Consider the following 25,885-nt stretch of genomic DNA (forward strand, 5'->3'; position numbering starts at 1 on the left):
CTACTCCTTGACGCCCGGTCCCTCGGTGCCGGGGCGCCGCGGTCGGATCAGGCCCTCCTGCGCGGCCGTGACGACGAGCGTGCCGTCGGCCGTGAAGATCCGGCCGAACGCCAGGCCGCGGGCTCCCTGCGCCGACGGCGACCACTGGTCGTAGAGCCACCAGTCGTCGGCCCGGAAGGGACGGTGGAACCACAGCGTGTGGTCGAGCGAGGCCATCTGCGTCTTCGACGGGTTGACGTCGTGCACCGACAGCGTCGAGCCGAGGAGGCTGACGTCGCTGGCGTAGGTGAACGCGGCGACGTGGATGGCCGGGTCGTCCGGGAGGCCCTCCCGGAGCCGGATCCACATCCGGGCCTGCGACACGTGGCCGTCGTCGGGCTCGAGCCCGAAGCGGGTGTTGCCGAGCCAGCGCACGTCGAGCGCGCCCCACTCCTTGCCCAGCGCGTCGGCCTCGTCGTTGCCGCCGCGGCGCATCACGTCGACCAGGTCGAAGCCGGTCTCGGGCGCACCGACCTCCGGCATCACGTCCTGGTGCTCGTAGCCCTCCTCGGGCACCTGGAAGTTGAGGGTCTGGTAGTAGATCGGCCGCCCGTGCTGACGGGCGACGACGCGACGGGTCATGAACGACCGGCCGTCGCGGATGCGCTCGACGTCGTACACGATCGGGACCGCGTAGTCGCCGCCGCGCAGGAAGTAGGAGTGCAGCGAGTGCACCGCGAAGTCGGTGGGGACCGTGCGGATGCCGGCCATCAGCGCCTGGGCGGCCACCTGGCCGCCGTACACGCGAGCACGCGCGGACTCCGGCTGCTTCCCGCGGAACAGGTCGCCGTCGAGCCGCTCCAGGTCGAGCAGGTCGACGAGCTCCTCGGTGGGGTTCACCGGCCACCCTCCTTGCGCGGGCGGAGCACCGCTTCCTGTGCCACCGAGGCGACGAGGTGGCCCTCCTGGGTGAAGACGCGGGCGAGGACGAGGCCGCGACCACCGGATGCGGACGGCGAGACCTGGTCGTAGAGCCACCACTCGTCGGCGCGGAACGGGCGGTGGAACCACACCGCGTGGTCGAGCGAGGCCACGAAGGCGTCGCCCTTGCCGAAGCTGATGCCGTGCGGGGCCATCGCAGCACCGATCAGCGTCATGTCGGAGAGGTAGGTGAACGCCGCGCGGTGGAAGGACTGCTCGTCGGGCAGCGGCGAGGACACCCGCAGCCAGACGCGCTGCCGACCGGGGTGCGCGGGGTCGTCGTCGAGGCCGCCGGACGACGAGCCGACGAAGCGGATGTCGGCGACGTTCCACTGGTCGGCGTGCAGCTCCTCCTGGGCCTTGCGGCTCACCGGGCGGACCGACGGGTCGTCCGGACCGGGTACGTCGGGCATCGACTCCTCGTGCTCGAAGCCCGGCTCCTCCAGGTGGAAGTTGACCGTCTGGGCGTAGATCGGGCGCCCGTGCTGCTGCGCGATCACCCGCCGGGTGACGAACGACCGACCGTCGCGCAGGTTCTCGACGTCGTAGACGGTCGGCGTGCTCGGGTCGCCCGGCTGCAGGAAGTAGGAGTGCAGCGAGTGGGCGACGAACCGGTCCTCGACGGTCCGGGTGGCTGCGACCAGCGATTGGGCGGCGACCTGTCCGCCGAAGACCATCGGCCGGCTGGTCGGCATCTGGGCGCCGCGGAAGAGGTCGTCGTCGATCCGCTCGAGGTCGAGCAGCTCGAGCAGCTCGTCGGCGTCACGAGGCATCAGCCACGCTCCTGGTCGGCGCCGCCCTGCGGGTCCTCGGGTCCGTCGAGGCCGGCGAGGAACTGCTCGAACTGCCGGCCGATCTCCTCACCGGTCGGCATCGGCTCGTCGGGGGCGAGCAGGCTCGACCCCTCCTCCTCGGCGCGCTCGAACGCGTCGTACTGGCGCTCGAGGGCGGCCACCACCTCGGCGACCTCCTCGTTGGCGGTCAGGTAGCCGGCGATCTCGGCCTCCTTGTCCTCGGCCTCGGCCCGCACGCCGGACAGGTCGATGGTGAGCCGGCCGGCGATCTCGACCTGCTCCAGCAGCACGGCGGCCGCGAGCGGGTAGTCCATCTGCGCCAGGTAGTGGGGCACGTGCGCGACGAAGCCCATCGCCTCGTGACCCCACTCGCCGAGCCGGATCTCCAGGAGGGCCTGGGCGCTGCTGGGGATGCGGAGCTCGCCGCGCCACGGGCTGACCGAGGTCAGCAGCGCCGGGTCGTTGGCGTGCGGGGTGAGCGCGATCGGCCGGGTGTGCGGGACCGCCATCGGGACCGAGCCGATCCCGATGACCCGGGTCACGCCGAGCTGCTCGACGACCTCGCGGACCGCGCGGCAGAAGGCCTCCCACCGGTTGTCGGGCTCCGGTCCGCTGAGCAGCAGGTACGGCGTGCCGCCGGTGTCGCGGAGCAGCCGGACGACCAGCCGCGGCGCGTCGTACGCCGCGTAGTGGTCGCGCACGAAGGTCATCGGGGGACGCCGCGCCCGGTAGTCGTGGAGCTGGTCGACGTCGAACGTCGCCACGACCGGACCGTCCGAGAGGTCGGTCAGGTGCTGGGCGGCCCGGGCCGCCGCGTTGCCCGCGTCGAGGAACCCGTCGAGCACCAGGATCATCGTGAGGTCGGCGCCGTCCTCCCGCACCGCGTCCAGCTCCGGCACGTCGTCGATGATGTGCACCAGGCGTTCGCGCTTGCTCACGGGGCTCCTTCTCCGGTCAGGGTCGACGACCCGGTGGCCGTTGCTCTCGCCTAACCGTAGTGGGCGGCCCCGTTGTTCCGCCGACGCGGCGTCCGGGGGTGTCGAGGACCACGTCCGGCGCCCGTCTGCCGCGTTGTTACCGTGGGGTAACCTTACGTCCTCCGCCCCCGCTCGACTCCTGAGGAGATCCCCAGAGATGGCAACAGCTCGACAGCTGCGAGAGGTCGTCTTCGTCGACGGCGTCCGCACTCCCTTCGGCGTCGGCAAGGCCACCGGCCAGTACGCCGAGACCCGCGCCGACGACCTCGTCATCAAGTGCATCCGTGAGCTCATGCGGCGCAACCCGTCGCTGCCGCCCGAGCGCGTGGACGAGGTGGCCGTGGCCGCCACCACGCAGATCGGCGACCAGGGCCTCACCATCGGCCGCACCGCCGCGCTGCTCGCCGGGCTGCCGCAGAGCGTGCCCGGCTTCGCGATCGACCGGATGTGCGCCGGCGCGATGACCGCCGTGACCACCACCGCCTCCGGGATCGCCTTCGGTGCGTACGACGTCGCCATCGCCGGCGGCGTCGAGCACATGGGCCGCCACCCGATGGGCGAGGGCGTCGACCCCAACCCGCGAATCCTCTCCGAGCGGATCGTCAACCCCGACGCGCTCGTGATGGGCAAGACCGCCGAGAACCTGCACGACCGCTACCCCACGATCACCAAGGAGCGCGTCGACGCCTACGCCGTCCGCTCCCAGGAGAAGACCGCCGCGGCGTACGACGCGGGCAAGATCCAGCCCGACCTGGTGCCCGTGGCCACGAAGTCGGCCGAGCTCGGCTGGGGCCTGGCCTCGACCGACGAGCCGATGCGTCCCGGCACCACGATGGAGACGCTGGCCGCGCTGAAGACGCCGTTCCGCGCGCACGGCAAGGTGACCGCCGGCAACGCCGCGGGCATCAACGACGGCGCGACCGCATCGCTGCTCGCCGACGAGGAGACCGCCAGGGAGCTCGGCCTCCCGATCCGGATGCGGCTGGTGGCCTACTCCTACGTGGGCGTCGAGCCCGAGGTCATGGGCGCCGGCCCGATCCCGGCGACCGAGAAGGCCCTCAAGCAGGCCGGCCTCACGATCGACGACATCGGCGCGTTCGAGGTCAACGAGGCGTTCGCCGTGCAGGTGCTGGCGTTCCTCGAGCACTTCGGCATCGCCGACGACGACGCCCGGGTCAACCCCTACGGCGGCGCGATCGCGATGGGCCACCCGCTCGCCTCGTCCGGCGTCCGGCTGATGACGCAGCTCGCCCGCTCCTTCGAGGAGCACCCCGAGGTCCGGTACGGCCTGACCACCATGTGCATCGGCATCGGCATGGGCGGCACCGTGATCTGGGAGAACCCGCACCACACCGCCAACACCGACGAGCAGAGCGGGGCCTGACATGAGTGACCTGACGACATTGCTGGCCCGCGCCCAGGAGATCTCCTCCGACGCCGAGCGCGTGACCCAGGCCCACCTGCGGAAGGTGACGCTGCCCTCCATCAACGGGCAGGGCGCGGGCGTGATGGGCCTGATCACCCTCGACAACGGCGAGGACCACACCAAGCCCAACACCTTCGGGCCGCGCTCGCTGATCGCGCTCAACACGGCGATCGACGCGGCCCTGGCGGACGACGAGGTCACCTCGATCGGCGTCACCGGCAAGCCGTTCATCCTCGCGGCCGGCGCCGACCTGACGTCGATCGCCGGCGGCGGCGCGGACGCCGTACGCGTCGTGGCGGAGCTCGGGCACGCGGTCTTCCGCAAGCTCGGCGAGCCCGGTGGCAAGACGTCCTTCGGCTTCATCAACGGCCTCGCCCTCGGCGGCGGCCTCGAGGTCGCGCTGCACTGCCACTACCGCACGGTGATGGACAGCGCGCCGGCCCTCGGCCTGCCCGAGGTCATGCTCGGCCTGGTCCCCGGCTGGGGCGGCGCCTACCTGGTGCCCAACCTGGTCGGGGCGGACGCGGCCGTGACCCTGGTCCTCGAGAACCCGCTCAACAACGGCAAGACCCTGGGCGGCCAGGCGGCGTACGAGCTCGGCCTCGCCGACGCGGTCTTCTCCGGCGCCGACTACCTGGAGCAGTCGCTGCTCTGGGCGGCAGCGGTGCTGCGCGGCGAGATCGTCGTCGACCGTCCCGAGGTCGACCGCGGCGAGGCCTGGGACGCCGCCGTCGCCCGTGGCACGGCGCTGGCGCAGGCCAAGACCGGTGGCGCCAGCCCGGCCGCGCTCCGGGCCGTGGAGCTGATCGCGGGTGCGAGGACCGCCACCCGCGACGAGGGCTTCGCGGCGGAGGACGACGCGCTCGAGGCGATGTCGCGGACGCCGGAGTTGCTCGCGTCGCTCTACGCGTTCGACCTGGTGCAGAAGCGCGCCAAGCGCCCCGCCGGTGCTCCCGACCGCTCGCTCGCGCGCCCGGTCACCCAGGTCGGCATCGTCGGCGCGGGCCTCATGGCCTCGCAGCTCGCGCTGCTCTTCGTACGCCGCCTCGAGGTGCCGGTCGTGCTGACCGACCTCGACCAGGAGCGGGTCGACAAGGGCGTGGGCTACGTGCACGCCGAGATCGACAAGCTGCTCGCCAAGGGCCGGATCTCCCACGACAAGGCCAATCGCCACAAGGCCCTGGTCTCCGGCGCGGTCGACAAGGCCGCCTTCGCGGACGCCGACTTCGTGATCGAGGCCGTGTTCGAGGAGATGTCGGTCAAGAAGTCGGTCTTCGCCGACGTCGAGAAGGTCGTCTCCGCCGAGTGCGTGCTGGCGACCAACACCTCGTCGCTGTCGATCACCGAGATGGCCGCCGACCTCGAGCACCCCGAGCGGGTCGTCGGCTTCCACTTCTTCAACCCGGTCGCGGTGATGCCGCTGCTGGAGATCGTCAAGGGCGGGCAGACCGACGACGCGACGCTGGCCACGGCGTTCGCCACGGGCAAGGCGTTGAAGAAGACCACGATCCTGGTCAACGACAGCCCGTCATTCATCGTCAACCGGCTGCTCGGCCGGTTCATGGGCGAGGTCGGCAGGATCGTCGACGAGGGCACCCCGGTGCCGGTCGTCGACGGCGCCTTCGCGGGCGTGGCCCCGATGCCGCCCTTCGTGCTGCTCTCGCTGGTCGGTCCGGCCATCGCGCTGCACAACAACGAGACCCTGCACGGCGCCTTCCCCGACCGCTTCTACGTCTCCCCCGCGCTGGCTCGTGTGGTCGAGGCGCGGAAGTCGTCCTACTACGGTCCCGACGGCGCGCTCGACCCCGAGGTGCAGGCGCTGCTCGAGCAGCCGGCCACGCCGGTCGTGCTGTCGTCGGACGAGGTGCGCACCCGGGTGCTGACCGCGCTGGCCGACGAGGCCCGCCGGATGCTCGACGAGGGTGTCGTCGTCGCCGCCGAGGACCTCGACCTGGCGATGATCACCGGCGCCGGGTTCTCGTTCTGGAACGGCGGCCTGACGATGCTGCTCGAGCGCGAGGGCCTCGGCAGGTTCCACTAGCCCTCGGTGCGGGGCAGCACCACACGGAACGTGCTGCCCCGCCCGAGCTCGCTCTCGAGGCTGACCTCGCCGCCGTGCGCGGCGACGATCGAGCTCACGATGTTGAGCCCGAGCCCGGTCCCGGGGATGTGCTGCTCGAGCGCACCACCGCCGCGGAAGAAACGGGCGAAGACGTGCTCGACCTCGTCCGCGGCGATGCCGATCCCGGTGTCGGAGACCTCGAGCACGACGGCGTCCGATGTCTCGTGGAGCGTCGCCACCACGGAGCCACCGGTCCTGCTGTACTTCAGGGCGTTGGAGAGCAGGTTGTCCAGCACCTGCCTGATCCGCTGCTCGTCGACGCGCGCCACCAGGCTGACCGGCGCTTCCACGGCGATCTCGATCCCGCGGCCGGCGGCGTCCTGGCGGGCCGCCTCGACCGCGTCCCGCACCAGGGCGGTGAGATCGGCGTCGGCGTACCGGATCCGCAGGCTGCCCTCGCCGACCTGCCCGACCTGCAGCAGGTCGGACACCAGTGCCTGCAGGCGTACGGCGTTGCGCTGGATCGTCAGCACCTGGGCTCTCGCCTCGGGGGTGAGCGAGTCGTCGTCCCGCAACAGCTCGAGATAGCCGAGCACCGACGTCAGCGGGGTCCGGAGCTCGTGCGACACCGAGGAGATGAACTCGTCCTTCACCTTCATCGCCCGCAACAGCTCGGTGAGCTCCTGGTAGGCGAGCGCCGCGCCCAGCCGTTCCCCCGACGGGCCGCGCACCTGCCGCGCCGAGGTCGAGAAGGCCCGCCGGGTCGCGGGATCGTCGCCCACCCAGTAGGTGTAGTCGTCGAACTCCTCGCCCTGGGTCGCGCGGAAGGACGGCATGTCGTCCCGGGCCATCAAGGTGTGGCCGTCGAGGTGGTAGACGTGGCCGAGCTGGCCCGCCTCGCCCTCGTGGCCATCCGGGAACGGCAGGTGCATGGTCTCCTGGTGCCGCCGGTTCATCCGCTCGTAGCGGCCATCGGGCCCGATCAGCAGCAGCCCCACCGTGACGGTCTCGAAGACCGCCTCCAACGACTGGCGCTCCCGCTCCGCGGCGGTGATGTCGAGGATCTGCGAGATGAAGTGCAGCGGAGTCCCGTCGGGTGAGCGCACGAGCGCGACCGAGAGGTCGCCCCACACCACATGGCCGGCAGCGTGCAGGTAGCGCTTGCGCAGCCGGTAGGAGTCGATCTCACCGGCCAGTGCCTGGCGGAAGAGGACGAGGTCGGCGTCCAGGTCATCGGCGTGCGTGAGCTCCTGGAAGCCGCGCTGGGTGAGCTCCTCGACGCCGTACCCGAGCATCTCCGACATCGCGAGGTTGACCATGAGCAGGCGCCCGTCGAGGCCGACCATCGCCATCCCGATCGGCGAGTGGTGCAACGTGAGGAGCCACGGGTCCGCTCCCTCGCCCGCATCCTGCATGCGGACACCGTAGGCGACGGGTGTTGCGTACGGGGGTCGTGCCTCGCCCGGTCCGGACCAGCGGGCCTACGACGAACGCCCCCGCACGCGAGCGTGCGAGGGGCGTTCTCGAGGCGAAGGGCTACTCGTCCTCGACCTTCGTGTACGTGTTCTTGACCGGGATGTCGGTGCCGGGGACGCAGAGCGCCCAGATGGTGACGTTCTCCGGAGCCACGGTGGACTCGAACTGGACGATCCAGCCGTCGAGCCGGTCCTCCTTCGGCGTGTTGCTCTCCCAGTCCATGCGACCCGGGAACGACGAGCCGACAGCCGCGTTGTTGCCACCGACGCCGATCTCCTGGACACCGCCCGCGATGGCGGTGAAGTCCGACGACTCCGGGTCGCACGCGACGGTCGCGATCGCGCCCGAGTTGGCGTCGCCGGCGTTGTAGACGGCGGTGGCGTAGAAGGCACCGGTCAGGCCGGAGTCACCCTTCGGGCCGGCGGGACCGGTCGCACCGGTCGCGCCGGTGGCGCCCGTCGCACCGGTCGCACCGGCCGGGCCCTGGTCGCCGGTGGCACCCTTCGGGCCGGGCGTGCCGGCCTTCTTGATGTCCTTGTTGACGCTCGGCGACAGGTCGACTGCCGCGATCGTGCCGTTCTTGATGTCCTTGCTCGTGATGAGCTTGGCGGCCATCGCGCCGGACGTTCCCCCAATGGTCAGGAGCGCCGCGGCCGTGACGACGGCGAGGCTGACCTTCGTGTTGCGCTTCATGTGCTGGTCTCCCCTAGATGAACCTGCATGGACAAAACGCGGGGAACGTAGCGCCGTTCGAGACATGTTTCGGGCAGGTTACGAATACCTTTACCTTGGCGGTCGGCGACCGCCGAGGGTCCTGCGTCCTCGTCGCTCGTTTGCGACGATGGTCGGGTGCACCTCTACCGGACCCTCATCCTCAGCGTCATCGGGGTGGTCGCCCTCGGGCTGGCCGTGCCCACCTCCGCCGCCGACCCGTCCCCCACCGAACGCGTCCAGCGCCGGCTCAACGCGCTGCACTGCGACGCCGGCCCGGCCGACGGCAAGGCCGGCCAGCACACGCGCTCGGCGGTGGTCCGCTTCCAGTCGCGCGTCGGGCTGCGGCAGACTGGCAGCTTCGACCAACGCACGCGCAAACGGCTGTACGCCGAGGACGCGCCGCGCTGCGACGTACGCCCCGTGCCCGCCCGCTCGGGCTCGGGACGCCGGATCGTCATCTCCCAGGCGCAGAACTGGGTCTGGCTCGTCGGGCCCCGGGGCTCGGTCATCGCCCAGGGCGGCATGGTCGACAACACCGGAGAGCTGCGCCGAGGTGCACACGCGACCGGGTCCTACTGCGGGCGTGCCGGGCGGATCAAGCTCAACCAGTCGACCAGCGGCAACGTCTGGCTCGACAACTTCGTGCGGTTCGCGCCGTGCGGCATCGGCTTCCACCGGATCCCGCGCTACAAGAGCAACGGGCAGCAGATCCACGCGGAATGGATCCTCGGCACCAACATGTCCGAGTCCCACGGCTGCATCCGGCTCAGCCGGTCGCTCTCGCTCAAGGTCTGGAACTTCACCACCCGTCGCACGCCGGTGCGGGTGGTCTAGCCCGCCGCCGCCGGCGGGACGTCATACGAATCGTGGCCTCTGGCGCTCGATCCGTATGACGTCCGTCGTCGGTCAGTGGTCCAGGCTCAGTCGTCCAGGAAGGGGTAGTCCGTGTAGCCCTCGGCGCCGCCACCGTAGAAGGTGTCCTGGTCCGGCTCGTTGAGCTCGGCGCCGGTCTGCCACCGCTTCGGCAGGTCGGGGTTGGCGAGGAAGAGCCGCCCGATCGCCACGGCGTCGGCGACGTCCTCGTCGAGCAGCGCCTGCGCCATCGCGGCCGTCGTCACCACGCCGAAGCCGTCGTTGGCGATCAGCACGCCACCGAAGTCCTTGCGCATCCGCTGGACCAGGTCGAGCCGCGGCTGCGCCAGCACGCTGAGGTAGGCGAGGCCAAGGGGTGCGATGCCGGCGATGACCGCGGCGTACGTCGCCTCGACGTCGTCCGGGTCGTCCTCGGTCGCGCCCTGGATGTTGTGAGCAGGCGAGAGGCGTACGCCGACCCGGTCGGCGCCGATCGCGTCGGCGACCGCCCGGATCACCTCGATCGCGAAGCGGGCGCGGGCCTCGGGCGACCCGCCGTACTCGTCGGTGCGCTCGTTGGAGCCGGGCGCGAGGAACTGGTGGATCAGGTAGCCGTTGGCACCGTGCACCTCGACGCCGTCGAGCCCTGCGTCGACCGCGTTGCGGGCGGCGCTGACGAACTCCTCGATGACGGCCGGGATCTCGTCGGTCTCGATGGCGCGCGGGGTGGGGAAGTCCTTCTGACCGTTTGCCGTGACCATCTTGCCGGGGGCGGCGATCGCGCTCGGAGCGATGATCTCCTGTCCCCCGGTGTTGTCCGGGTGGGCGATCCTGCCGGCGTGCATGAGCTGGGCGACGATGCGGCCGCCGTTCTCGTGCACCGCGTCCGCGACCCGGCGCCAGCCCTCGAGCTGCTCGGGCGAGTGGAAGCCGGGGGTGTCCAGGTAGCCCTGGCCGCGCGCGCTGGGCTGGCTGCCCTCGGTGATGATCAGGCCGGCGGAGGCGCGCTGGGAGTAGTACTCGACCGCGAGGTCACCAGGGACGGTGCCCTTCGAACGGTTGCGGGTGAGCGGTGCCATGACGATGCGGTTGGGCAGGGTCCAGGCGCCGACGGTCAGGTTCTCGAACAGGTCAGCCATCGTGGCGACAGCTCCTTGGGCTGGAAGACAGGGTCATCTGTCCCAGCCGTGCCCAGTCGGCAGACATTCCATGATCGCCGGGTGAGGAGGTTCACCTGCCGAGCACGCATGGAATGCTGGCGGCGCTCAGACGCCCCAGAGGGCGGCGACGTGCCGGGCGTCGGTGCCGCAGCAGCCGCCGACCACCCGGAGCCCGGGCAGTGCCGGACGGAGCCCGTCGTACGACGTGGCGAGCAGGTCGAGGTCTCCCTCGTCGAGCTCCTCGGCGGCGTCGAGCTCGGCGTGCGTCTGGGTCGAGGCGTTGGGGTTGACCTGGACGATGCGCGCGAGCCACTCGCCGCCGTCGAGACCGGGCGCGATGTGCGTGGGGTGGGCGCAGTTGACGACGTACCCGTCGGCGGCCTCGTGCGTCTCCACCATCGCCACGGCCTCGGCGAGCCCGGTGCCGTCGGGCAGACGACCGTCGGTCTCGACCGTGAACCCGACCCACACCGGGACGCCGGCGGCCCGGGCTGCCCGGGCGATGCCGATGCCCTCCTCGGGACCGGTCAGCGTGTACGCCGCGACCACGTCGGCACCCGCGTCGGCGAACGCCTCGACCTGGGCGCGGTGGTAGGCGGCGGCCTCGTCCGGGTCGGCCCGCTCCCCCGCGACGTAGCCGTCGCCGCGCGGCCCGATCGCCCCGATGACGCGGACGTCGTCGAGGTCGGCGTACGAGTCGCGGAGCTGGTGGAGGAGCTCGATGCTGGCGCGGTTGACGCGGTCGAGAGCGGCCCGGTCGTAGCCGACACGGGCACCCCAGTCAGGGTTCGCGCGCCACGTCGGCGACTCCATGGTCAGCCCCGCGCCGGCCCGCCGCGCGACCGCGGCGTACCCGTCGTAGTAGTCGCGCAGCAGGCCTCGTCCGCGCTCGTCCTCGACGAGCGGGAACGACGCGAACTCCGGCAGGTCGACGCCGTGGTGGAAGATCAGGTCGGTCTCGAGCCCGCCGTCGCTGACGTAGCGGCGGGCCGAGAGCCAGGACAGGTCGTGATGGGTCATGACAGCCTCCCTGCCCGAACGCTACCGGCCGCGGGACGTAGGCTCCAGGACGACGACAAGGGGTACGACATGGTGGCGAGCCGATCGGCCCGCGAACGCAAGGCGGCCGTCGAGGGCGGCCCGCTCGCGCGGGTGAAGATCGACGTCGACGAGGCGAAGCAGTTCGTCTACAAGATCAGCTGCGCCGAGTGCACCGCGAAGGCGCACCGCAAGTGGTCGACGTACCGCACGGGCGGCGACAACGGCTACCTGCTCGCGATGGACCGGTGGATCTTCCACCTGGTCGAGAAGCACCCTGGTGCCGAGGCGCCCTGCCTGGCCTACCTGGGGGCCGCCCAGCAGCGCCTGCACGAGCGCCGCGAGCAGCAGGGCTCCTAGCCGCCGCCGAGTCCCGCGTCGCGGGCACGGATGATCGCCTCGGCCCGGTCGGTGGCCTGCAGCTTGGCGAGGATGTTGGAGACGTTGTTGCGGACCGTCTTGGGCGCGAGGTAGAGCGCCGCGGCGATCTGGGCGTTGTTCTTCCCGGCCGCGATCAGGTCGAGGATCTCGAGCTCGCGCTCGGTGAGCTGGGGGAAGGCCGAGCGGTCCGGCGTCGTCGTACCGGACAGCAGGTCGGCGATGCGGAGCGCCAGGGAGGCCCCGAACACCAGACCACCCGCGTGCACGGTGCTGATGGCGCGGGCCACCTCGTCCTGGCTGGCCCCCTTGACCAGGTAGCCGCGGGCGCCGGCGCGCATCGCGGCCAGGACGGTGCCGTCCTCCTCCCCCATCGTGAAGACCAGGACGCGTACGCCGGGCTGGGTCTCGCTCAGCCGGCGGGTCGCGTCGATGCCGTTGAGCTCGGGCATCTGGAGGTCCATGACCACGACGTCCGGGGCGTGCTCGGCGGCGAGCGCGACGGCCTCGACCCCGTCCGCCGCGGTGGCGACGACCGTGACGTCCGGCTGGGTGCCCAGCAACGCGGCGAGGCCGTCGCGGAAGACCGGGTGGTCGTCGGCGATCAGCACGCGGACGGGTTCGCTCATCGGCGCTCCTCCGGGTCGAGGCTGACCGGCAGCCAGGCGCGCACCCGCGTGCCACCGGTGGGCGGGCAGACGATCTCGGCGCGTCCGCCGAGCTCCTCGGCCCGCTCGCGGATCGACCGTAGCCCGACTCCCGCGACGACGTCAGCATCGATCCCGGCGCCGTCGTCGCCGATCTCCACCAGCAGCGTGCCGGGGCTCCCGGTGAGCCGTACGGTGGCGTGGCGGGCCTGCGCGTGGCGGGCGGTGTTGGTGAGTGCCTCGGAGGCGATCCGGTACGCCGCCACCTCGACCGCGGCCGACAGCGGCGGCACGTCCTCGGCGGCGACCGTCACCGCCAGGTCGCTGGTGCTCAGCCGCTCCGCCTGCTGGTCGAGCGCCGCGAGCAGCCCGAGGTCGTCCAGGGCCGGCGGACGCAGGCCGTGGACGAGCCGACGTACGTCGGCCAGCGCGTCGGTGATGTCCTGGCGCGACTGCGCGACCAGCCGTCGGGCGGTCTCCGGGTCGCGGTCGAGGGCGTTCCCGGCCGCATCGAGCCGCATCGCAACCCCACCGAGGACCGGTCCGAGCCCGTCGTGGAGGTCGCGCCGGATCCGCCGGCGGTCGTCCTCGCGGGCGAGGACGAGCTGCTCCCGGGACTGCTGCAGGTCGTCCGCCAGCCGCGCGCTGCGCACCGCCATCGCGGCCTGTCGCACGATGTCGACGAGCAGCGCCTGGTCGCGCTTCGACAGCATCGACCGCACCCCGCGGGCGGGGAGCTCGAGACGCCCGACCTCCTCCTCGCCGTACCGGATCGGCACCTCGCGGACGTCGCGCGGCAGCTCGCCGTACGTCGCCGCGATGGTGCCGCCGCCGTGGCCGAAGACCTCGACCCGCACGTAGTCGAGCTTGAACGCCGTGGCCACCGCGACCGCCAGCGCCGGCAGCTGCTCGCGCACGTCGCCGGACTCCTCGAGCCGGGCGGCGAGGTCGGTGACGACGGAGTAGCGGTCACCCCGGCGACCGACCAGCAGCCGGTGCACGACCGCCGTGAGGCGTGAGCGCACCGGCGCGTAGAGGGTGACGGCCACCAGCAGCAGGAGCAGCGTCGTGTCCCGCTCGTCGAGTCGGTCGCCCAGCAGGCGGTCGAGAGCCGCCACCAGCAGCAGGTCGAGAGCGATGACGGTGCCCGCGACCGAGGCCCACACGACCGTGCCGCCCATCAACGCGTCGACGTCGCCGGCCTCCGGGTCCAGGATGCCGATGGCGATCGACGCCCCGGTGACCCCCAGCGCCAGCATCAACGCGATCGTCACGATCCACCCGTTGTGCAGCACGAGGGCGATCCCCGAGACCACGAGGCACATCACCGCGGCCCAGAGCAGCCAGCGCAGCTGCAGCCGCTCCCGCCCGGTCGCCCCGCGCTGCCGCCCGAACAGCACGAGCACGGCCAGCGGCAGCGAGAGCAGCGTGAGCACCCGGCCGACGGTCAGCAGCGCGACGAAGACGTCGCCGGGGACCGGGATCTCGGGCATCCCGGTGTCGAGGGGCAGCTGGAACTCCTCCGCGTTCAGCGCCGACGTCGGTGCGAAGAGCAGCAGCAGCGGCAGCGTGCAGGCCATCGCGACCACGACGACGCTCACCACCCGCCAGCGCCCGGGCATCAGCCGCCCGGTCGGGTAGAGCACGAGCACCAGCGGCAGCCCGACGAGCAGGAACGCGCCGACCTGGGCGACGATCCAGACGGCGAAGCCGGTGAGCGGCGGGTGCGGCGGGTGTGCCAGCCCGTACGCCGACCACGACTCGCACAGCCCGTCGAAGCCCCAGAACAGCCCGGTCCCGCTGATCACCCAGGCGACCGGGTGGCGCGGGTGGCGCCACAGCACCGGGACCGCGGTGGCGACCGCGATCGCCCCGACGAGGGCGGATACCGAGCCCCAGCCCATCATCGCCCGGTCCCGGTCGGCGGCGTCGTTGACCAGGTCGAGCCAGACGCTCGCGCCGATCATCAGCAGGGCGAGCGTCGCGACGGCGACGGCTGGCACGCGGCCGGGTGGGCTGCTCACCGCAGCAGTATCAAGCGCGCAGCGTCCCGGCGTCCCGGGTTAGCTGTCCCGCGCGCACGGGACATCACCCGAGGACCGGACGAGGGACGCCGCTCCCTGCTGCCCGGGTCGCGGTGCCCCGCAGAGTCCTCCTCATCCAGCACACCCACCAGCACCCACGAGGAGCAACCACCATGTCCGTCCAGCACACCCCCGCACCGGCCCGGTCCGACGTACCCCGTCGCCTCCCGAGCGGCTCCACCGCCCCCGCCCGTCCCTTCTTCAAGCGCGGCATGCTGATCACGACCGGCGCCGTCGCCTGGGGGGTCGACAGCCTCGTGCTCGGCACCGACCCGTCGGGGTCCTTCGAGGAGGCGATGTCGTCGCTGACCTCGGGGGTCTTCCAGCTGGGCCTGCTCGGCCTGCTGACCGTCCTCTACGCGACCCGGGCGCTCGGCGACGGCCGCCTGGCGCGCTTCTTCCTCCGCTTCGAGGCCGTCCTGCTGTTCTTCGCAATCGGCTCGACCGTCGCCGACGGCATCGGGGTCAGCAACCTCGACCAGCCCGGCTGGGCGATGCTCGACGCGTTCTGGCCGCTGTCGATGCTCGGCATGTTCTTCATCGGCATCCGGATCGCGGTCGCCGGCCGCTGGCACGGCAAGGCGCGCTTCTGGCCGCTGATCGCCGAGAGCTGGGGCCCGATCGTGGTCCCGACGTTCGGCCTCTTCGGCAGCACCGTCGCCGGGGTCGTGTCCTTCGTCCACCTGTGCGTCGGGTACGGCGTGCTCGGGCAGATCGTGGCGCGCAAGGAGCCGTGATCCTTCGTCGAGTGACGCGAAACGGCCCCTGGGAGGCTCTCCTGGGGGCCGTTTCGCGTCACTCGACGGTCTAGGCGGAGGTGGACTCCTTCTCCGCGATCCGGACCCGGCTGTGCTGGTGGCCGTAGGCGAAGTAGATGCCGAAGCCGATGACCATCCACACCAGGAACCGCAGCCAGGTCTCCACGGTGAGGTTGAGCATCAGGTAGAAGCAGACCAGCGCGGCCAGGATCGGCAGGTAGGGGCTGAAGGGCACCTTGAACGGCCGGTCCAGGTCGGGGCGGGTACGCCGCAGGATCGGGACCGCGAGCGAGACGAGCAGGAACGCCGTCAGCGTCCCGATGTTGACCATCTCCTCGAGCTTGTCGATCGGGGTGAAGCCGGCGATCACGGCGACCAGGGCACCGATCGTGAGGGTGATCCGGACCGGCGTACCCGTCTTGGGGTTGGTGTGCGCGAAGCCGACCGGGAGCAGGCCGTCGCGGCTCATCGCGAAGAGCACGCGGACGGCGCCGATCATCAGCGTCATCACGACGGTCGTCAGACCGGCGACGGCGCCGGCGGCGATCATCGTCGCGAAGCCGTCCTTGCCGACGGACGTGAAGGCGGAGGCGAGCGCGGCGTCGGGGTCGATCTTGTCGTAGGGGACCATCCCGGTGATCACGAGCGCGACCGCCATGTAGAGCACCGTGCAGATCGCGAGCGACCCGAGGATGCCCTTGGGCAGGTCCTTCTGCGGGTTGTTGGCCTCCTCCGCGGTCGTGGCGACCACGTCGAATCCGATGTAGGCGAAGAACACCACCGAGGCGGCGGAGATGATGCCCAGCACGCCGAACGTCTGCGGCTCGATCCCGAAGATCACCTGCATCAGCGGCTGGGTCAGACCGCTCGCCTCGATCGGGTCGGCGGCCGGCGGGATGAAGGGGTGGTAGTTGGCGCCGGTGACGTAGAACAGGCCGGCGATGATCACGAAGAGCACGATGAAGAGCTTGATCGCGACCAGGACGAGGTTGACCCGCAGCGACTCCTTGATGCCGATCGCGATCAGCGTCGTGAGCACCGCGATCAGGAGCACGGCCGCGAGGTTGAAGTGGCCCCACTGGAAGTCCGCGGCGTCGGCCGGGCCCACCGACGAGGGCCAGGTGATGCCGATCTCGTCGAGGAACGTCACGAGGTAGGTGCTCCAGCCCTGCGCGACCACGGAGGCGCCGAGCATCAGCTCGAGGATCAGGTCCCAGCCGATGATCCACGCGACCATCTCGCCGAGGGTCGCGTAGGAGAACGTGTACGCCGACCCCGCGACCGGCACCGTCGAGGCGAACTCGGCGTAGCAGATCGCCGCCAGCGCGCAGCAGATCGCGGCCAGGAGGAACGAGAACACCACGCCGGGCCCGGCGTACTCGCTCGCGACCTTGCCGGTCAGCGTGAAGATGCCGGCGCCGATGACGACCCCGATGCCGAAGACCGTGAGGTCGAGGGCGGTGAGTCCCTTCTTCAGCTTGAACTCGACGTCTTCGGTGTCCTCGAGGGACTGCTCGATCGACTTGGTCCGCAGGACGTTCATGGACTCCTAGTGTCCTCCGGGCTGGGGCTCGAAACCACCTCCGGACCGTCCGTCGCTCCGGCGTACGTCGCCAGGATCAGCTGGTCTGCCTGCTTCGCCAGGTCACTGGTGCTCGTGGCGAACTGCTCGTCCAGCACCTGGTCCTCGTCGGCGCCCGGCTCCGCGAGCGCGTCGAGCAGCAGCCAGGGCGCGTCCTCGCCGTAGGAGTCGGCGACGTACTCGACCGCCCACCAGGCCAGCCCGTAGTGCGCCTGGGAGTCGTCGTCGTTGAACGACGCGTCGTCGGGCAGGTCACCGACCCCGGCCTCCGCGGCGGTCAGGGCGGCGTCGGGCAGGCGGCGGTCCTCGGGGGCGAGCGGGCGGACCGAGACCCACTCGGCCAGCCCCTCGGACAGCCAGACCGGTGCCGTGTCGTCGTGCGTGCCGACGGCGACGTGGGTCAGCTCGTGCCGGACCAGGCGGTCGCGGTCCGCCCCGGGGCTGCCGATCACGCGGGGGTTGAGCACGAAGCGGGTGCCGGCGCCGGCCGGGAAGGAGACGGCGTCGAGGTCGCCGGGGTCGTCGCCCGGCACGTCCTCCAGACCGTCGAGGAAGGTCGGGGCGGACAGGGCGTAGACGACCACCGAGCGCGACCAGTCGTAGGGCACCCACGCGGAGACGTCCCCGATCCCGGCCTCGATCGAGCTCAGCAGCGACCCGGCTGACGCGACCGAGTCGGCGTCGAAGATGCCGAGCACGCCGGCGCCGGCCCGGACCTCGATCGGCCCCAGGTCCCAGGGCTGCGACTGCACCTGGTGCGCCCGCTCCCACGCCCGGTCGGTCACGGACGTCAGCCGCATCCGGCCCGAGCCTCCCGCCGGCGCGAAGCGGTAGCGATCAGGGGTGACGACCGGCTCGGCGTCGTACCCGTCGAGCTGCATCACCTCGTCCACGGTCACCCAGTAGCCGTCGCCGTCGCGCACCAGGCTGCCCGGGTCGAAGCGGTAGCGGTAGCGGGCGAGCGGGAGCTGGGTGACGTTGGCGTACCAGGTCTCCTGCTGCTCACGGAATGCCCGCCGCCCGCCCACCGTGCGCGCGAACGCGTGCGGGGCGGCCCGGCGTACGGCGCCCGCGCGCCGGTCCAGCGCGTGCTGGATCTCGGCGCCGACGTCGGCGGGCGCGGCGGCAGGGGTCTCCCCTGCCTTGTCGTCGCCGGAGCAGGCGACGAGTGCGGGGCCTGTTAGGCAGAGCGCCAGCAGGACCGCGAGGGTCCTCGGGCTACGGCGTGTGCTCGACATCGAGGGGAGAACGACCGTCGGACAGCGAGGTCATGTCTTCCACGATGCCGAGGGCGATCGCCTGGGGGGTGAGCCCGATCCGTTCGAGGATCACGTCACGCTTGGCGTGGCTGAGGAACTCCTGCGGGATGCCGTGCAGGCGGAACGGCGTGTGCACGCCCGCGGCGTTGAGGGTCTGCAGGAGCACGGCGCCGCAGCCGCCGGTCTCGCCGTTGTCCTCGATGCTGACCACGAGCCGGTGCTCGCGGGCCAGGTCGATGATGGCCGGGTCGACCGGCTTGACCCAGCGCGGGTCGACCACGGTGACCCCGATGCCCTGGGCGACCAGGCGCTCGGCGACGCCGACCGCCACGGTGGCCATCGAGCCGACCGCGACGACGAGGACGTCCTTGGTGCCGCTGCGCACCAGGACGTCGCAGCCGCCGGCCTTGCCGATGGCGTCGACGTCCTCGGGCGGCGGGCCCTTCGGGTAGCGCAGCACGGTCGGTGCGTCGTCGACCTCGACCGCCTCGTTGAGCAGCTCGCGCAGCCGGGTCGCGTCACGCGGCGCCGCGAGGCGCAGCCCCGGGACGATCTGGAGCAGCGACATGTCCCACATGCCGTTGTGGCTGGCGCCGTCGTCGCCGGTGACACCCGAGCGGTCGAGCGCGAAGGTGACGCCGCACTTGTGCAGCGCGACGTCCATCAGCACCTGGTCGAAGGCCCGGTTGAGGAACGTGCCGTAGACGGCGAACACCGGGTGCAGGCCGCCGAGCGCCAGCCCCGCGGCCGAGGTGGCCGCATGCTGCTCGGCGATCCCGACGTCGAAGGTGCGCTCGGGGAAGCGGGCCTGGAACTTGTCCAGCCCGACGGGGTGCATCATCGCGGCCGTGATCGCCACGACGTCGGGTCGCCGCTGGCCGATCTCGACCATCGCGTCGGAGAAGTAGTCGGTCCAGATCCGGCCCTTCGGCTTCTCGGCACCGGTCTGCACGTCGAACGGGCCCGGACCGTGGAACTGGTCGGCCTCGTGCCGCTCCGCCGGGTCGTAGCCGTAGCCCTTGCGGGTCAGTGCGTGCACGATCACCGGCCCGTTGAACCGCTTGGCCTGCAGCAGCATCTGCTCGACGGCGTGGCGGTCGTGGCCGTCGACGGGCCCGACGTACTTGAACCCGAGGTCCTCGAAGAGCCCCTGCGGCGCGATCGCGTCCTTGACGCCCTTCTTCATCGCGTGGAGGGCGTCGTACGCCGCCGGGCCGACGCCGGGCACCGCGTTGAGCCGGCGCTTGACCATGTCGAGCACGGTCTCGTAGCGCGGGTCGGTGCGCAGCCGGGTGAGCGCCGTGGCGAGCCCGCCGATGGTCGGCGTGTAGGACCGGCCGTTGTCGTTGACGACGATGACGAGCTTGCTCTTGTTGGCGATGGCGATGTTGTTGAGCGCCTCCCAGGCCATGCCGCCGGTGAGCGCGCCGTCACCGATCACGGCGACGACGTGACGGTCCTCGCCCCGGATCGTGTAGGCCTTCGCGAGCCCGTCGGCGTAGCTGAGCGCCGTGGATGCGTGGGAGTTCTCGACGATGTCGTGGTCGGACTCCGCCTGGCTCGGGTAGCCGCTGGCGCCACCCTCCTGGCGGAGCTTCTCGAAGCCGGCCTTGCGACCGGTGAGCAGCTTGTGGACGTAGGCCTGGTGGCCGGTGTCGAAGACGATCCGGTCGCGCGGGGACTCGAAGACGCGGTGCAGCGCCATCGTCAGCTCGACCACGCCGAGGTTGGGGCCGATGTGGCCGCCGGTGCGGGCGCAGGTCGTGATCAGGAAGTCACGGATCTCGGTCGCCAGGGCGTCCAGCTGGGCATCATCGAGACCGCGCAGGTCGCGTGGGGACGTGATCGAGTCGAGAGTTCCCATAGCGGGCGAGTCTACGGGTTCAGAGGTCGAGGACCGCGACCGCGGGCTCGTGCAGGCTGCCGAGCCAGAGGCGGCCGTCGTGCTCCCGGACGCCGGTGACCATGTGGTAGGCCGACCCCTGGACGTCGACGTCGTGCACCAGGGTGCCGGCGTCGTCGTACGCCTGGGCGCGGACGGTGTGCTTCGGGGCCGGCTGGAGGCGTTCGGGGATCTTGGTGACCAGCTTGCGCAGCGGCAACGGTCCCCGCTGGAGCCGCTCGACCAGCGGGTCGACCGGGCTGGCGATGGAGACCCAGATCAGGCCGTCGCTCCCCCGCGCGATGTTGTCGGGGTAGCCGGGCAGGTCGGTGACCAGGAAGTCGCGCGTCCCGGCCTGCGGCCCGCTCAGCCACCACCGGACGACCGTGCGGGCGCCGGTCTCGGCGACGGCGACGTACGACGCGTCCGCGCTCAGCGCGACCCCGTTAGCGAAGGCCAGCCCGTCGAGGACCACCTCCACCGCCCCGTCGGTGCCGAGGCGGGCGAGCCGGCCGGTGCGGGTGTTCTGGACGAAGTCGTCCTTCCACTGGTCGATGCCGTACCTCGTGGACGAGTCGCTGAACCAGACGGTGCCGTCCTCGGCGATCGCGGCGTTGTTGCAGAAGCGCATCTCGACGCCGCCGAGCGAGTCGGTCACCGCCTCGATCGCCCCGGAACGGGGATCGACGCGCAGGACGCCGAGGTGGGCGTCGCAGACCAGCAGCCGGCCGTCGACGTCGATCTCGAGGCCGAGCGGGCGGCCGCCCGTGTGGGCGACCCGCTCGACGTGCTCGCCGTCGTGGCTGATCCGGAAGATGCTGCCGTCCTCGGTGCCGGTGAAGACCGCGCCCTCGTCGGGGCCGGGTCCGCCGACCACGACGTCCTCCGCTCCGGGGCCGGGGACGGGGATGACCTGCAGATCGCTCATGGGGCGAGTATGTCGCGATACGCCGCGGAGTCCAGGAAGTCCGGGACAGCCGTCGTCGCCGACGCGGTGAGGTCGAGCTCCCGCGCGACAGCGGGCTCGACGAAGACGATCTGCCGACCCTCGCCCACGACGATGTCGGCGTCGGTGAGGTCGACGCGGGCGGCGTACACCCAGGTCGTGTCGAGGGTGCCGTAGGCCTCGTGGAAGACCTGCAGCTCCCGCCACAGGCGCAGCGTGCCGGGCGGGAGGCGGATCCCGGTCTCCTCCTCGAGCTCGCGGTACGCCGCCGGCTCGTGCTCCTCGCCGTCCTCGACGTGCCCGCCGACGAGGCCCCACTTCTCCGGGTCGATGACCGGGTGCTCGTCGCGCTCCTGCAGCAGCAGCCGTCCCTGCGGGTCGACGAGGAGGACGGAGGCGAAGCGGTGCATGTCGTCACGGTAGTGGTGGCAGGGTGGGTCCATGCGCTTGCTGGCCCTGGTCCCGGTCCTGGCCCTGCTCGTCCCGACCGCGCCCGCGGTGGCGCGGGAGCCCCAGGGGCTGGCCGTGACGGGCTGGGCGCTCGACGGCGCACCGTCCGCGCTGGTCGCCCGCAACGCCAGCGGGTTGAGCACGGTCAGCGTCGCCGGGGTGTCCGTCACCGCGGCCGGCACCGGCGTCACCCGGCCGACCGACGGCGCCCGACGCCTGGCCCGGGCGGCCCACCACCACGGGCTGTCGGCGGAGCTGCTGGTCGGCAACTACAGCAACCGGCTCGGTGACTTCGACCCGCGCGCCGCCCATCGGCTGCTCTCCCGCCCGGCGCGGATCGCGGCGGTGGCGCAGCGGCTGGCGTCGTACGTCGCGGCCGGCGGCTGGGACGGCGTCAACGTCGATCTCGAGCGGGTGCGCGCGGGTGACGCCGACGGGCTGGTCGCCCTGGTCCGCGCGACCCAGGACGCCATGCCCGACGACAGGACGGTGACCATCGACGTCAGCGCGTCGACCTCGCTGGACGGCTACCGCGCGGGCGGGTACGACCTGGCCGGCCTGGCAGCAGTGGCCGACGTCATCAAGCTGATGACCTACGACCAGCACGGTCCGGGCTGGTCCGGCCCCGGCCCGGTCGGCGGACTGCCGTGGCAGCGGCGGGCCGTGGCGACGATCCTGCGCGTCGTACCGGCCGGCCAGGTCGATCTCGGCGTCGCCGGCTACGGCTACACGTGGCCACGACGAGGGGTCGGGCACACCGTGACCGTGGCTCGGGCCCGGCACCTGGTGGCGCGCGACCACGTGCGCGCCCGCTGGCGGGCCGACCAGGGTGAGTGGACGACACGCCTCGACGACGGGACCCGGCTGTGGTGGTCGGACCGGCGCTCCTACCGACAGCGGGTGGCGCTCGCCCGCGCGCGCGGTCTTCACGGACTTGCGGTATGGCGGCTGGGATCTGCGGACACCCTGCGCTGAGCGCCCCTATCCTGCGCTCATGCGCATCGGCGTCCTGGGCACCACGGTGGCGTCCACGCCCGCGGGTCCGGTCAACCTCGGCGGCCCCAAGCAGCGCGCGTTGCTCGCCGCACTCGCGCTGCACCGAGGCCGCGCCGTCGCGGTCGACACGCTGGCCGACCTGGTCTGGGACGGCACGCCGCCGCCCGGGGTCGCCGGCACCATGCAGGGGTACGTCGCGGGGCTCCGGCGTGCCCTCGAGCCCGACCGCACGACGCGGGGCGGTGGCACCCTGCTGGTCACTGAGCAGCCCGGCTACGCACTGCGGCTGCCCGACGAGGACCTCGACACGGTCGCGTTCGAGGACGCGGTGGCGTCGACCCACACGCTGGTCGCTCCCCTCGCCGACGCGCTCTGCCGCAGCCGTCCCCTCCCGGCCGGCTCGGCCGACGCCGGCCGGCTCTCGGCGCTGCACGACTCCCTCGGTGAGGCGCTGGGCCTGTGGCGCGGCGTGCCCTTCGCCGAGCTCGGCGAGGTGGCGGCGGCGGTCGCCGAGCGCGCCCGGCTCGAGGAGCTCCGCGTGCTGGCGACCGAGGACCGGGCCGCTCTCGGGATCCTGATCGGGCAGTACGCCACCGTCGCCGCCGAGCTCGACACGCTGACCCGGGCGCACCCGCTCCGGGAGCGAGCCTGGGCGCTCCGGGCGCTCGCGCTCGCCGGTTCGGGCCGCCAGGCGGACGCGCTGGCCGTGCTGCGCGAGGTCCGCGACGTGCTGGACGAGGAGCTCGGCCTCGAGCCGGGCGCCGACCTCCGCGCCGTGCAGGCGGCCGTGCTGCGGCAGGACGAGATCGCGGTGGCCGAGCCGACCGCCGGCCCCGTGGGCGCCGCGCCGGCGGCGGGTGTCTCGACCGGCTCGACCACCGGGGTCGAGACCCATGCGCCGCTGCCGTTCCCCACGCTGTGGCCGTGGTCGCTGGCCGGGCGCGACGAGGAGCTGGCCCAGCTCACCGGCCTGGTCGACCGGGTGGTGGACGGCACCGGCTCGCTCGCCTTCGTGGCGCTGACCGGCGAGCCCGGGATCGGGAAGAGCCGGCTGGCGATCGAGCTGGCGACGTACGCCGACCAGCGTGGCGTGACGATCGCCTGGGGGCGCTGCTCGCAGGACGACGGCGCGCCGGCGCTCTGGCCGTGGGCGACCGTGCTGGAGCGGCTCGGGTCGGCGCTGCCGTCCAGCGCCCACGACGGCGACGGCTCCACGGCGTTCCGCGCGTGGGAGACCGTGGTGCAGACCGTGATCTCGGCGGCGGAGGGCGGGCCGCTGCTGCTGGTGCTCGACGACCTGCACTGGGCCGACACCTCCAGCCTGCGGGTGCTGCGGCTGCTGACCGAGGCGGTCGCGGCCGAGAGCCCCGCCCGGCTGCTGGTGGTGGCCACCTGGCGCGAGCACCCCGTCCCCAGCGGCGCCCTGGCCGAGGTCGCCGAGGCGCTCGCGCGCAAGCACGCGCTGCGCTTCCAGCTGCGCGGCATCTCGGCGCAGGCGGCCGCCCAGGTCTTCGCCCAGGTCACCGAGGCCGAGCCGACCGCGGCCGACGCGGACACGCTGTGGCAGCACACGGAGGGCAATCCCTTCTTCCTGGTCGAGTACGCCCGGCTCGCCCGCGAGGGCGAGCTCGCGAGCCTGGTGGCCGAGGGCCGACCGCCCGCTGCGGTCCACGAGGTGCTGTCGCGCCGGATCGCGCACCTCGACCCCGCCACGCGGGAGCTGCTGCAGACCGCCAGCGTCCTGGGCCGGATCTTCGACCTGTCCACGCTCGCGGCGGTCGCCGACCTCGACGAGGACACCGCCCTCGACCGCCTCGACCCCGCCATCGGGGCGGGGCTGGTCGCCGAGGACGCGGTCGACCGGTTCCGGTTCAACCACGCGCTCGTGCGCGACACCGCGCTCAGTGGCCTGCCGCAGTCGCGTCGTGCCCGGGTCCACGCGCGCGCGGCCGAGGCCCTGAGTGCGCGGCCCAAGCGGGAGACCGAGGTGGCGCGGCACTGGCTCGCGGCCGGCCCGCGGCACTTGGCGCGCGCGTGGCCCGCCGCGCAGGCCGCGGCGCGCTCGGCGATGGACGTCTACGCGTACGTCGAGGCGCTGGAGATGCTCGAGCACGCGCTGCACGCCGAGGACGAGGACCCGGGCTCCACGACAGAGGACCGGTTCGCGCTGCTGGCCGACCTGGCCGACGTGCTCCGCCGGGCCGGTCGGTGGCTGGAGCTGCGGGAGGTCGCGCACGAGGCGGTCGAGGTGGCCCGCGACGCCGCCGACCTCGACCTGCTCATCCGAGCCGGCACGATGCACAGCACCGGCGCCCTGTGGACCCCCGGCGGCGGCGACGTCGACGAGGTCGTCGTCGCGGCGCTGCGCGACGCGCTGGAGGAGCTGCCCACCGGGGACGACCCACGGCGGTGCCAGGTCATGCTCGCGCTCGCGGGCGAGATCTACTACGGGTCGACCCCGCAGGAACGCGAGGCCCTGACCGACGAGGCGATCGCGATGGCACGCCGGCTCGGGGACCCCGGCCTCGTCCACACCAGCCTCGTCAAGGGCGCGATCGCGATCACCCGCGGCGCGACCGCCGACCGGCGCCTCGCCATGACGACCGAGGCCGCCGAGATCGCGCGTCGCCTCGACGACACCGTGGGTCTGGTGTCGGCGCTGGCGCTGCGTGCCGCGGCCGCCGGCGAGCTCGGTGACGTGCCCGCGCTCGAGGAGTCGCTTGCCGAGTGCCGTCCGGTGGCGGAGCGGATCCGGCACCTCTACGCGCTGCTGGTGCTGGACTCCCTCGAGGTCTCGTGGTCGGCGATGCGCGGCGAGTTCGAGGTGGTCGACACACTGGTGGCGGACATGGTGGAGATCGGCGAGGTCGTCACCATCCCCGGCTCCGACGAGTCGATCGCCGGCGCGATGATGATGCAGGTGCTGTGGCGCGAGGGCGGCGAGGAGCTCGTGCTCGCGGCCCTGCGGGAGATGCCCGCCGACGGCTTCGTGGCCGTCGCTCCACCGCTGCTCACCATGCTCTGCCGCGCCGGTCGGCTCGAGGAGGCGCACGCCTACCTCGGCTCGCACCGCGCGGACCTCAACCGGGCGTTCGACGTCGACACCTGGTACTCCCCCATGGCGTGGAGCATGGGCGCCGAGAGCGCCTGCTACCTCGGCGACCGCGAGCTGGCTGCCTCGACGTACGAGAGGCTCGTGGGCCTGGCCGGTCAGTCGGCGTGCGCCGGGTCGGGCAGCACCGTCGGTCCGGTCGACATGTTCCTGGCGATGGCCGCGCACACCGTCGGCGACGACGACCTCGCGACCCGGCACGCCGACCGGGCCGTCGAGCTGTGCGCGGAGTGGGACGTGCCGCTCGCGGCGGACTGGGTGCGCCGGGAGCGCGAGCGCCTCGGCTTCTGACGCTCTTGACCTGGAGCGCGCTCCAGCACCCAGGATGACGA

21 protein-coding genes are annotated in these 25,885 nt (G+C 72.4%); 7 read left to right on the forward strand and 14 right to left on the reverse strand.

Annotated features, from left to right (window positions below; genetic code table 11):
* Genes ABEA34_RS22580 through ABEA34_RS22590 form a run of 3 tightly spaced genes read right to left on the reverse strand, consistent with a single transcriptional unit; the run spans position 1 to position 2,692 of the window.
* Positions 1 to 879, reverse strand: a complete 879-nt coding sequence (locus tag ABEA34_RS22580; RefSeq protein WP_345523992.1) for an acyl-CoA thioesterase — start codon at positions 877 to 879, stop codon at positions 1 to 3.
* Positions 876 to 1,733: an acyl-CoA thioesterase gene (locus ABEA34_RS22585; RefSeq protein WP_345523993.1), complete on the reverse strand. Its 858-nt coding sequence runs from the start codon at positions 1,731 to 1,733 to the stop codon at positions 876 to 878. Before ABEA34_RS22585 ends, ABEA34_RS22580 begins: the two co-directional genes overlap by 4 nt.
* Positions 1,733 to 2,692: a PAC2 family protein gene (locus ABEA34_RS22590; RefSeq protein WP_345523994.1), complete on the reverse strand. Its 960-nt coding sequence runs from the start codon at positions 2,690 to 2,692 to the stop codon at positions 1,733 to 1,735. Before ABEA34_RS22590 ends, ABEA34_RS22585 begins: the two co-directional genes overlap by 1 nt.
* Positions 2,693 to 2,888: 196 nt before the next feature.
* Between ABEA34_RS22590 and ABEA34_RS22595 the strand changes: the two genes are divergently transcribed.
* Both ABEA34_RS22595 and ABEA34_RS22600 read left to right on the forward strand, forming a co-directional pair.
* A complete protein-coding gene (locus ABEA34_RS22595) occupies positions 2,889 to 4,115 on the forward strand; it encodes a thiolase family protein (RefSeq protein ID WP_345523995.1) in 1,227 nt (408 codons plus the stop codon).
* Position 4,116: 1 nt separating this feature from the next.
* Positions 4,117 to 6,198 carry a 3-hydroxyacyl-CoA dehydrogenase NAD-binding domain-containing protein gene (locus ABEA34_RS22600; RefSeq protein WP_345523996.1) on the forward strand — a complete coding sequence of 694 codons (2,082 nt, stop codon included), beginning with the start codon at positions 4,117 to 4,119 and terminating at the stop codon, positions 6,196 to 6,198.
* Here ABEA34_RS22600 and ABEA34_RS22605 read toward each other — a convergent pair.
* Both ABEA34_RS22605 and ABEA34_RS22610 read right to left on the reverse strand, forming a co-directional pair.
* Positions 6,195 to 7,634, reverse strand: coding sequence for an ATP-binding protein (locus ABEA34_RS22605; RefSeq protein ID WP_345523997.1), 1,440 nt, complete (start codon positions 7,632 to 7,634; stop codon positions 6,195 to 6,197). The genes ABEA34_RS22600 and ABEA34_RS22605 overlap by 4 nt on opposite strands.
* Before the next feature lie 121 nt (positions 7,635 to 7,755).
* A complete protein-coding gene (locus tag ABEA34_RS22610; RefSeq protein WP_345523998.1) occupies positions 7,756 to 8,388 on the reverse strand; it encodes a hypothetical protein in 633 nt (210 codons plus the stop codon).
* 156 nt (positions 8,389 to 8,544) lie between these two features.
* On the opposite strand from ABEA34_RS22610, the gene ABEA34_RS22615 reads away from it, so the two are divergent.
* On the forward strand, positions 8,545 to 9,243 hold the full coding sequence (locus ABEA34_RS22615) for a L,D-transpeptidase family protein (protein ID WP_345524000.1): 699 nt from the start codon (positions 8,545 to 8,547) through the stop codon (positions 9,241 to 9,243).
* Positions 9,244 to 9,329: 86 nt separating this feature from the next.
* Here the strand turns inward: ABEA34_RS22615 and ABEA34_RS22620 are convergent, their stop codons facing one another.
* Together ABEA34_RS22620 and ABEA34_RS22625 are read right to left on the reverse strand one after the other, a co-directional pair.
* Positions 9,330 to 10,400 (reverse strand): alkene reductase, encoded by a 1,071-nt coding sequence (locus ABEA34_RS22620; RefSeq protein ID WP_345524002.1) that lies wholly within the window; start codon positions 10,398 to 10,400, stop codon positions 9,330 to 9,332.
* Between the two features lie 126 nt (positions 10,401 to 10,526).
* Entirely contained in the window at positions 10,527 to 11,441 is a 915-nt protein-coding gene (locus ABEA34_RS22625; protein ID WP_345524003.1) for a homocysteine S-methyltransferase family protein, read from the reverse strand.
* Positions 11,442 to 11,510: 69 nt separating this feature from the next.
* On the opposite strand from ABEA34_RS22625, the gene ABEA34_RS22630 reads away from it, so the two are divergent.
* Positions 11,511 to 11,819 carry a hypothetical protein gene (locus ABEA34_RS22630; RefSeq protein WP_345524004.1) on the forward strand — a complete coding sequence of 103 codons (309 nt, stop codon included), beginning with the start codon at positions 11,511 to 11,513 and terminating at the stop codon, positions 11,817 to 11,819.
* On the opposite strand, the gene ABEA34_RS22635 is transcribed toward ABEA34_RS22630, so the two are convergent.
* Positions 11,816 to 12,466, reverse strand: coding sequence for a response regulator (locus ABEA34_RS22635; RefSeq protein ID WP_345524006.1), 651 nt, complete (start codon positions 12,464 to 12,466; stop codon positions 11,816 to 11,818). The genes ABEA34_RS22630 and ABEA34_RS22635 overlap by 4 nt on opposite strands.
* Entirely contained in the window at positions 12,463 to 14,508 is a 2,046-nt protein-coding gene (locus ABEA34_RS22640; RefSeq protein WP_345524008.1) for a sensor histidine kinase, read from the reverse strand. The genes ABEA34_RS22635 and ABEA34_RS22640 overlap by 4 nt, the downstream gene beginning before the upstream one ends.
* Positions 14,509 to 14,681: 173 nt before the next feature.
* Here ABEA34_RS22640 and ABEA34_RS22645 point away from each other — a divergent pair, with 173 nt between their 5' ends.
* On the forward strand, positions 14,682 to 15,305 hold the full coding sequence (locus tag ABEA34_RS22645; protein ID WP_345524010.1) for a hypothetical protein: 624 nt from the start codon (positions 14,682 to 14,684) through the stop codon (positions 15,303 to 15,305).
* Positions 15,306 to 15,375: 70 nt separating this feature from the next.
* Here the strand turns inward: ABEA34_RS22645 and ABEA34_RS22650 are convergent, their stop codons facing one another.
* From ABEA34_RS22650 to ABEA34_RS22670, 5 genes are read right to left on the reverse strand one after another with little or no spacing between them, the layout of a single operon-like run.
* The gene (locus tag ABEA34_RS22650) at positions 15,376 to 16,869 is read right to left on the reverse strand and encodes an amino acid permease (RefSeq protein ID WP_345524012.1); all 1,494 of its coding nucleotides are present in this window, start codon (positions 16,867 to 16,869) and stop codon (positions 15,376 to 15,378) included.
* Positions 16,866 to 18,146, reverse strand: a complete 1,281-nt coding sequence (locus tag ABEA34_RS22655) for a gluzincin family metallopeptidase (protein ID WP_345524014.1) — start codon at positions 18,144 to 18,146, stop codon at positions 16,866 to 16,868. Before ABEA34_RS22655 ends, ABEA34_RS22650 begins: the two co-directional genes overlap by 4 nt.
* The gene (dxs, locus tag ABEA34_RS22660) at positions 18,127 to 20,031 is read right to left on the reverse strand and encodes a 1-deoxy-D-xylulose-5-phosphate synthase (RefSeq protein ID WP_345524015.1); all 1,905 of its coding nucleotides are present in this window, start codon (positions 20,029 to 20,031) and stop codon (positions 18,127 to 18,129) included. The genes ABEA34_RS22655 and dxs overlap by 20 nt, the downstream gene beginning before the upstream one ends.
* A 19-nt stretch (positions 20,032 to 20,050) precedes the next feature.
* Positions 20,051 to 20,977, reverse strand: a complete 927-nt coding sequence (locus ABEA34_RS22665) for an SMP-30/gluconolactonase/LRE family protein (RefSeq protein ID WP_345524017.1) — start codon at positions 20,975 to 20,977, stop codon at positions 20,051 to 20,053.
* Positions 20,974 to 21,405, reverse strand: coding sequence for an NUDIX domain-containing protein (locus ABEA34_RS22670; RefSeq protein ID WP_345524018.1), 432 nt, complete (start codon positions 21,403 to 21,405; stop codon positions 20,974 to 20,976). The genes ABEA34_RS22665 and ABEA34_RS22670 overlap by 4 nt, the downstream gene beginning before the upstream one ends.
* A gap of 31 nt (positions 21,406 to 21,436) precedes the next feature.
* Here ABEA34_RS22670 and ABEA34_RS22675 point away from each other — a divergent pair, with 31 nt between their 5' ends.
* Together ABEA34_RS22675 and ABEA34_RS22680 are read left to right on the forward strand one after the other, a co-directional pair.
* Positions 21,437 to 22,420: a glycosyl hydrolase family 18 protein gene (locus ABEA34_RS22675; RefSeq protein WP_345524019.1), complete on the forward strand. Its 984-nt coding sequence runs from the start codon at positions 21,437 to 21,439 to the stop codon at positions 22,418 to 22,420.
* A gap of 19 nt (positions 22,421 to 22,439) precedes the next feature.
* Positions 22,440 to 25,844 carry an ATP-binding protein gene (locus ABEA34_RS22680; RefSeq protein WP_345524020.1) on the forward strand — a complete coding sequence of 1,135 codons (3,405 nt, stop codon included), beginning with the start codon at positions 22,440 to 22,442 and terminating at the stop codon, positions 25,842 to 25,844.
* Positions 25,845 to 25,885: the final 41 nt, after the last annotated feature.

The sequence above is a fragment of the Nocardioides conyzicola genome (assembly GCF_039543825.1).
Taxonomy (GTDB): Bacteria; Actinomycetota; Actinomycetes; order Propionibacteriales; family Nocardioidaceae; genus Nocardioides; species Nocardioides conyzicola.

Coding starts and splice junctions, on each gene's coding strand:
- ABEA34_RS22630 (WP_345524004.1), top strand. CDS start 11,511: ATGGTGGCGAGCCGATCGGCCCGCGAACGCAAGGCGGCCGTCGAGGGC.
- ABEA34_RS22625 (WP_345524003.1), bottom strand. CDS start 11,441: ATGACCCATCACGACCTGTCCTGGCTCTCGGCCCGCCGCTACGTCAGC.
- ABEA34_RS22680 (WP_345524020.1), top strand. CDS start 22,440: ATGCGCATCGGCGTCCTGGGCACCACGGTGGCGTCCACGCCCGCGGGT.
- dxs (WP_345524015.1), bottom strand. CDS start 20,031: ATGGGAACTCTCGACTCGATCACGTCCCCACGCGACCTGCGCGGTCTC.
- ABEA34_RS22620 (WP_345524002.1), bottom strand. CDS start 10,400: ATGGCTGACCTGTTCGAGAACCTGACCGTCGGCGCCTGGACCCTGCCC.
- ABEA34_RS22635 (WP_345524006.1), bottom strand. CDS start 12,466: ATGAGCGAACCCGTCCGCGTGCTGATCGCCGACGACCACCCGGTCTTC.
- ABEA34_RS22645 (WP_345524010.1), top strand. CDS start 14,682: ATGTCCGTCCAGCACACCCCCGCACCGGCCCGGTCCGACGTACCCCGT.
- ABEA34_RS22595 (WP_345523995.1), top strand. CDS start 2,889: ATGGCAACAGCTCGACAGCTGCGAGAGGTCGTCTTCGTCGACGGCGTC.
- ABEA34_RS22585 (WP_345523993.1), bottom strand. CDS start 1,733: ATGCCTCGTGACGCCGACGAGCTGCTCGAGCTGCTCGACCTCGAGCGG.
- ABEA34_RS22670 (WP_345524018.1), bottom strand. CDS start 21,405: ATGCACCGCTTCGCCTCCGTCCTCCTCGTCGACCCGCAGGGACGGCTG.
- ABEA34_RS22600 (WP_345523996.1), top strand. CDS start 4,117: ATGAGTGACCTGACGACATTGCTGGCCCGCGCCCAGGAGATCTCCTCC.
- ABEA34_RS22655 (WP_345524014.1), bottom strand. CDS start 18,146: ATGTCGAGCACACGCCGTAGCCCGAGGACCCTCGCGGTCCTGCTGGCG.
- ABEA34_RS22605 (WP_345523997.1), bottom strand. CDS start 7,634: ATGCAGGATGCGGGCGAGGGAGCGGACCCGTGGCTCCTCACGTTGCAC.
- ABEA34_RS22665 (WP_345524017.1), bottom strand. CDS start 20,977: ATGAGCGATCTGCAGGTCATCCCCGTCCCCGGCCCCGGAGCGGAGGAC.
- ABEA34_RS22610 (WP_345523998.1), bottom strand. CDS start 8,388: ATGAAGCGCAACACGAAGGTCAGCCTCGCCGTCGTCACGGCCGCGGCG.
- ABEA34_RS22675 (WP_345524019.1), top strand. CDS start 21,437: ATGCGCTTGCTGGCCCTGGTCCCGGTCCTGGCCCTGCTCGTCCCGACC.
- ABEA34_RS22650 (WP_345524012.1), bottom strand. CDS start 16,869: ATGAACGTCCTGCGGACCAAGTCGATCGAGCAGTCCCTCGAGGACACC.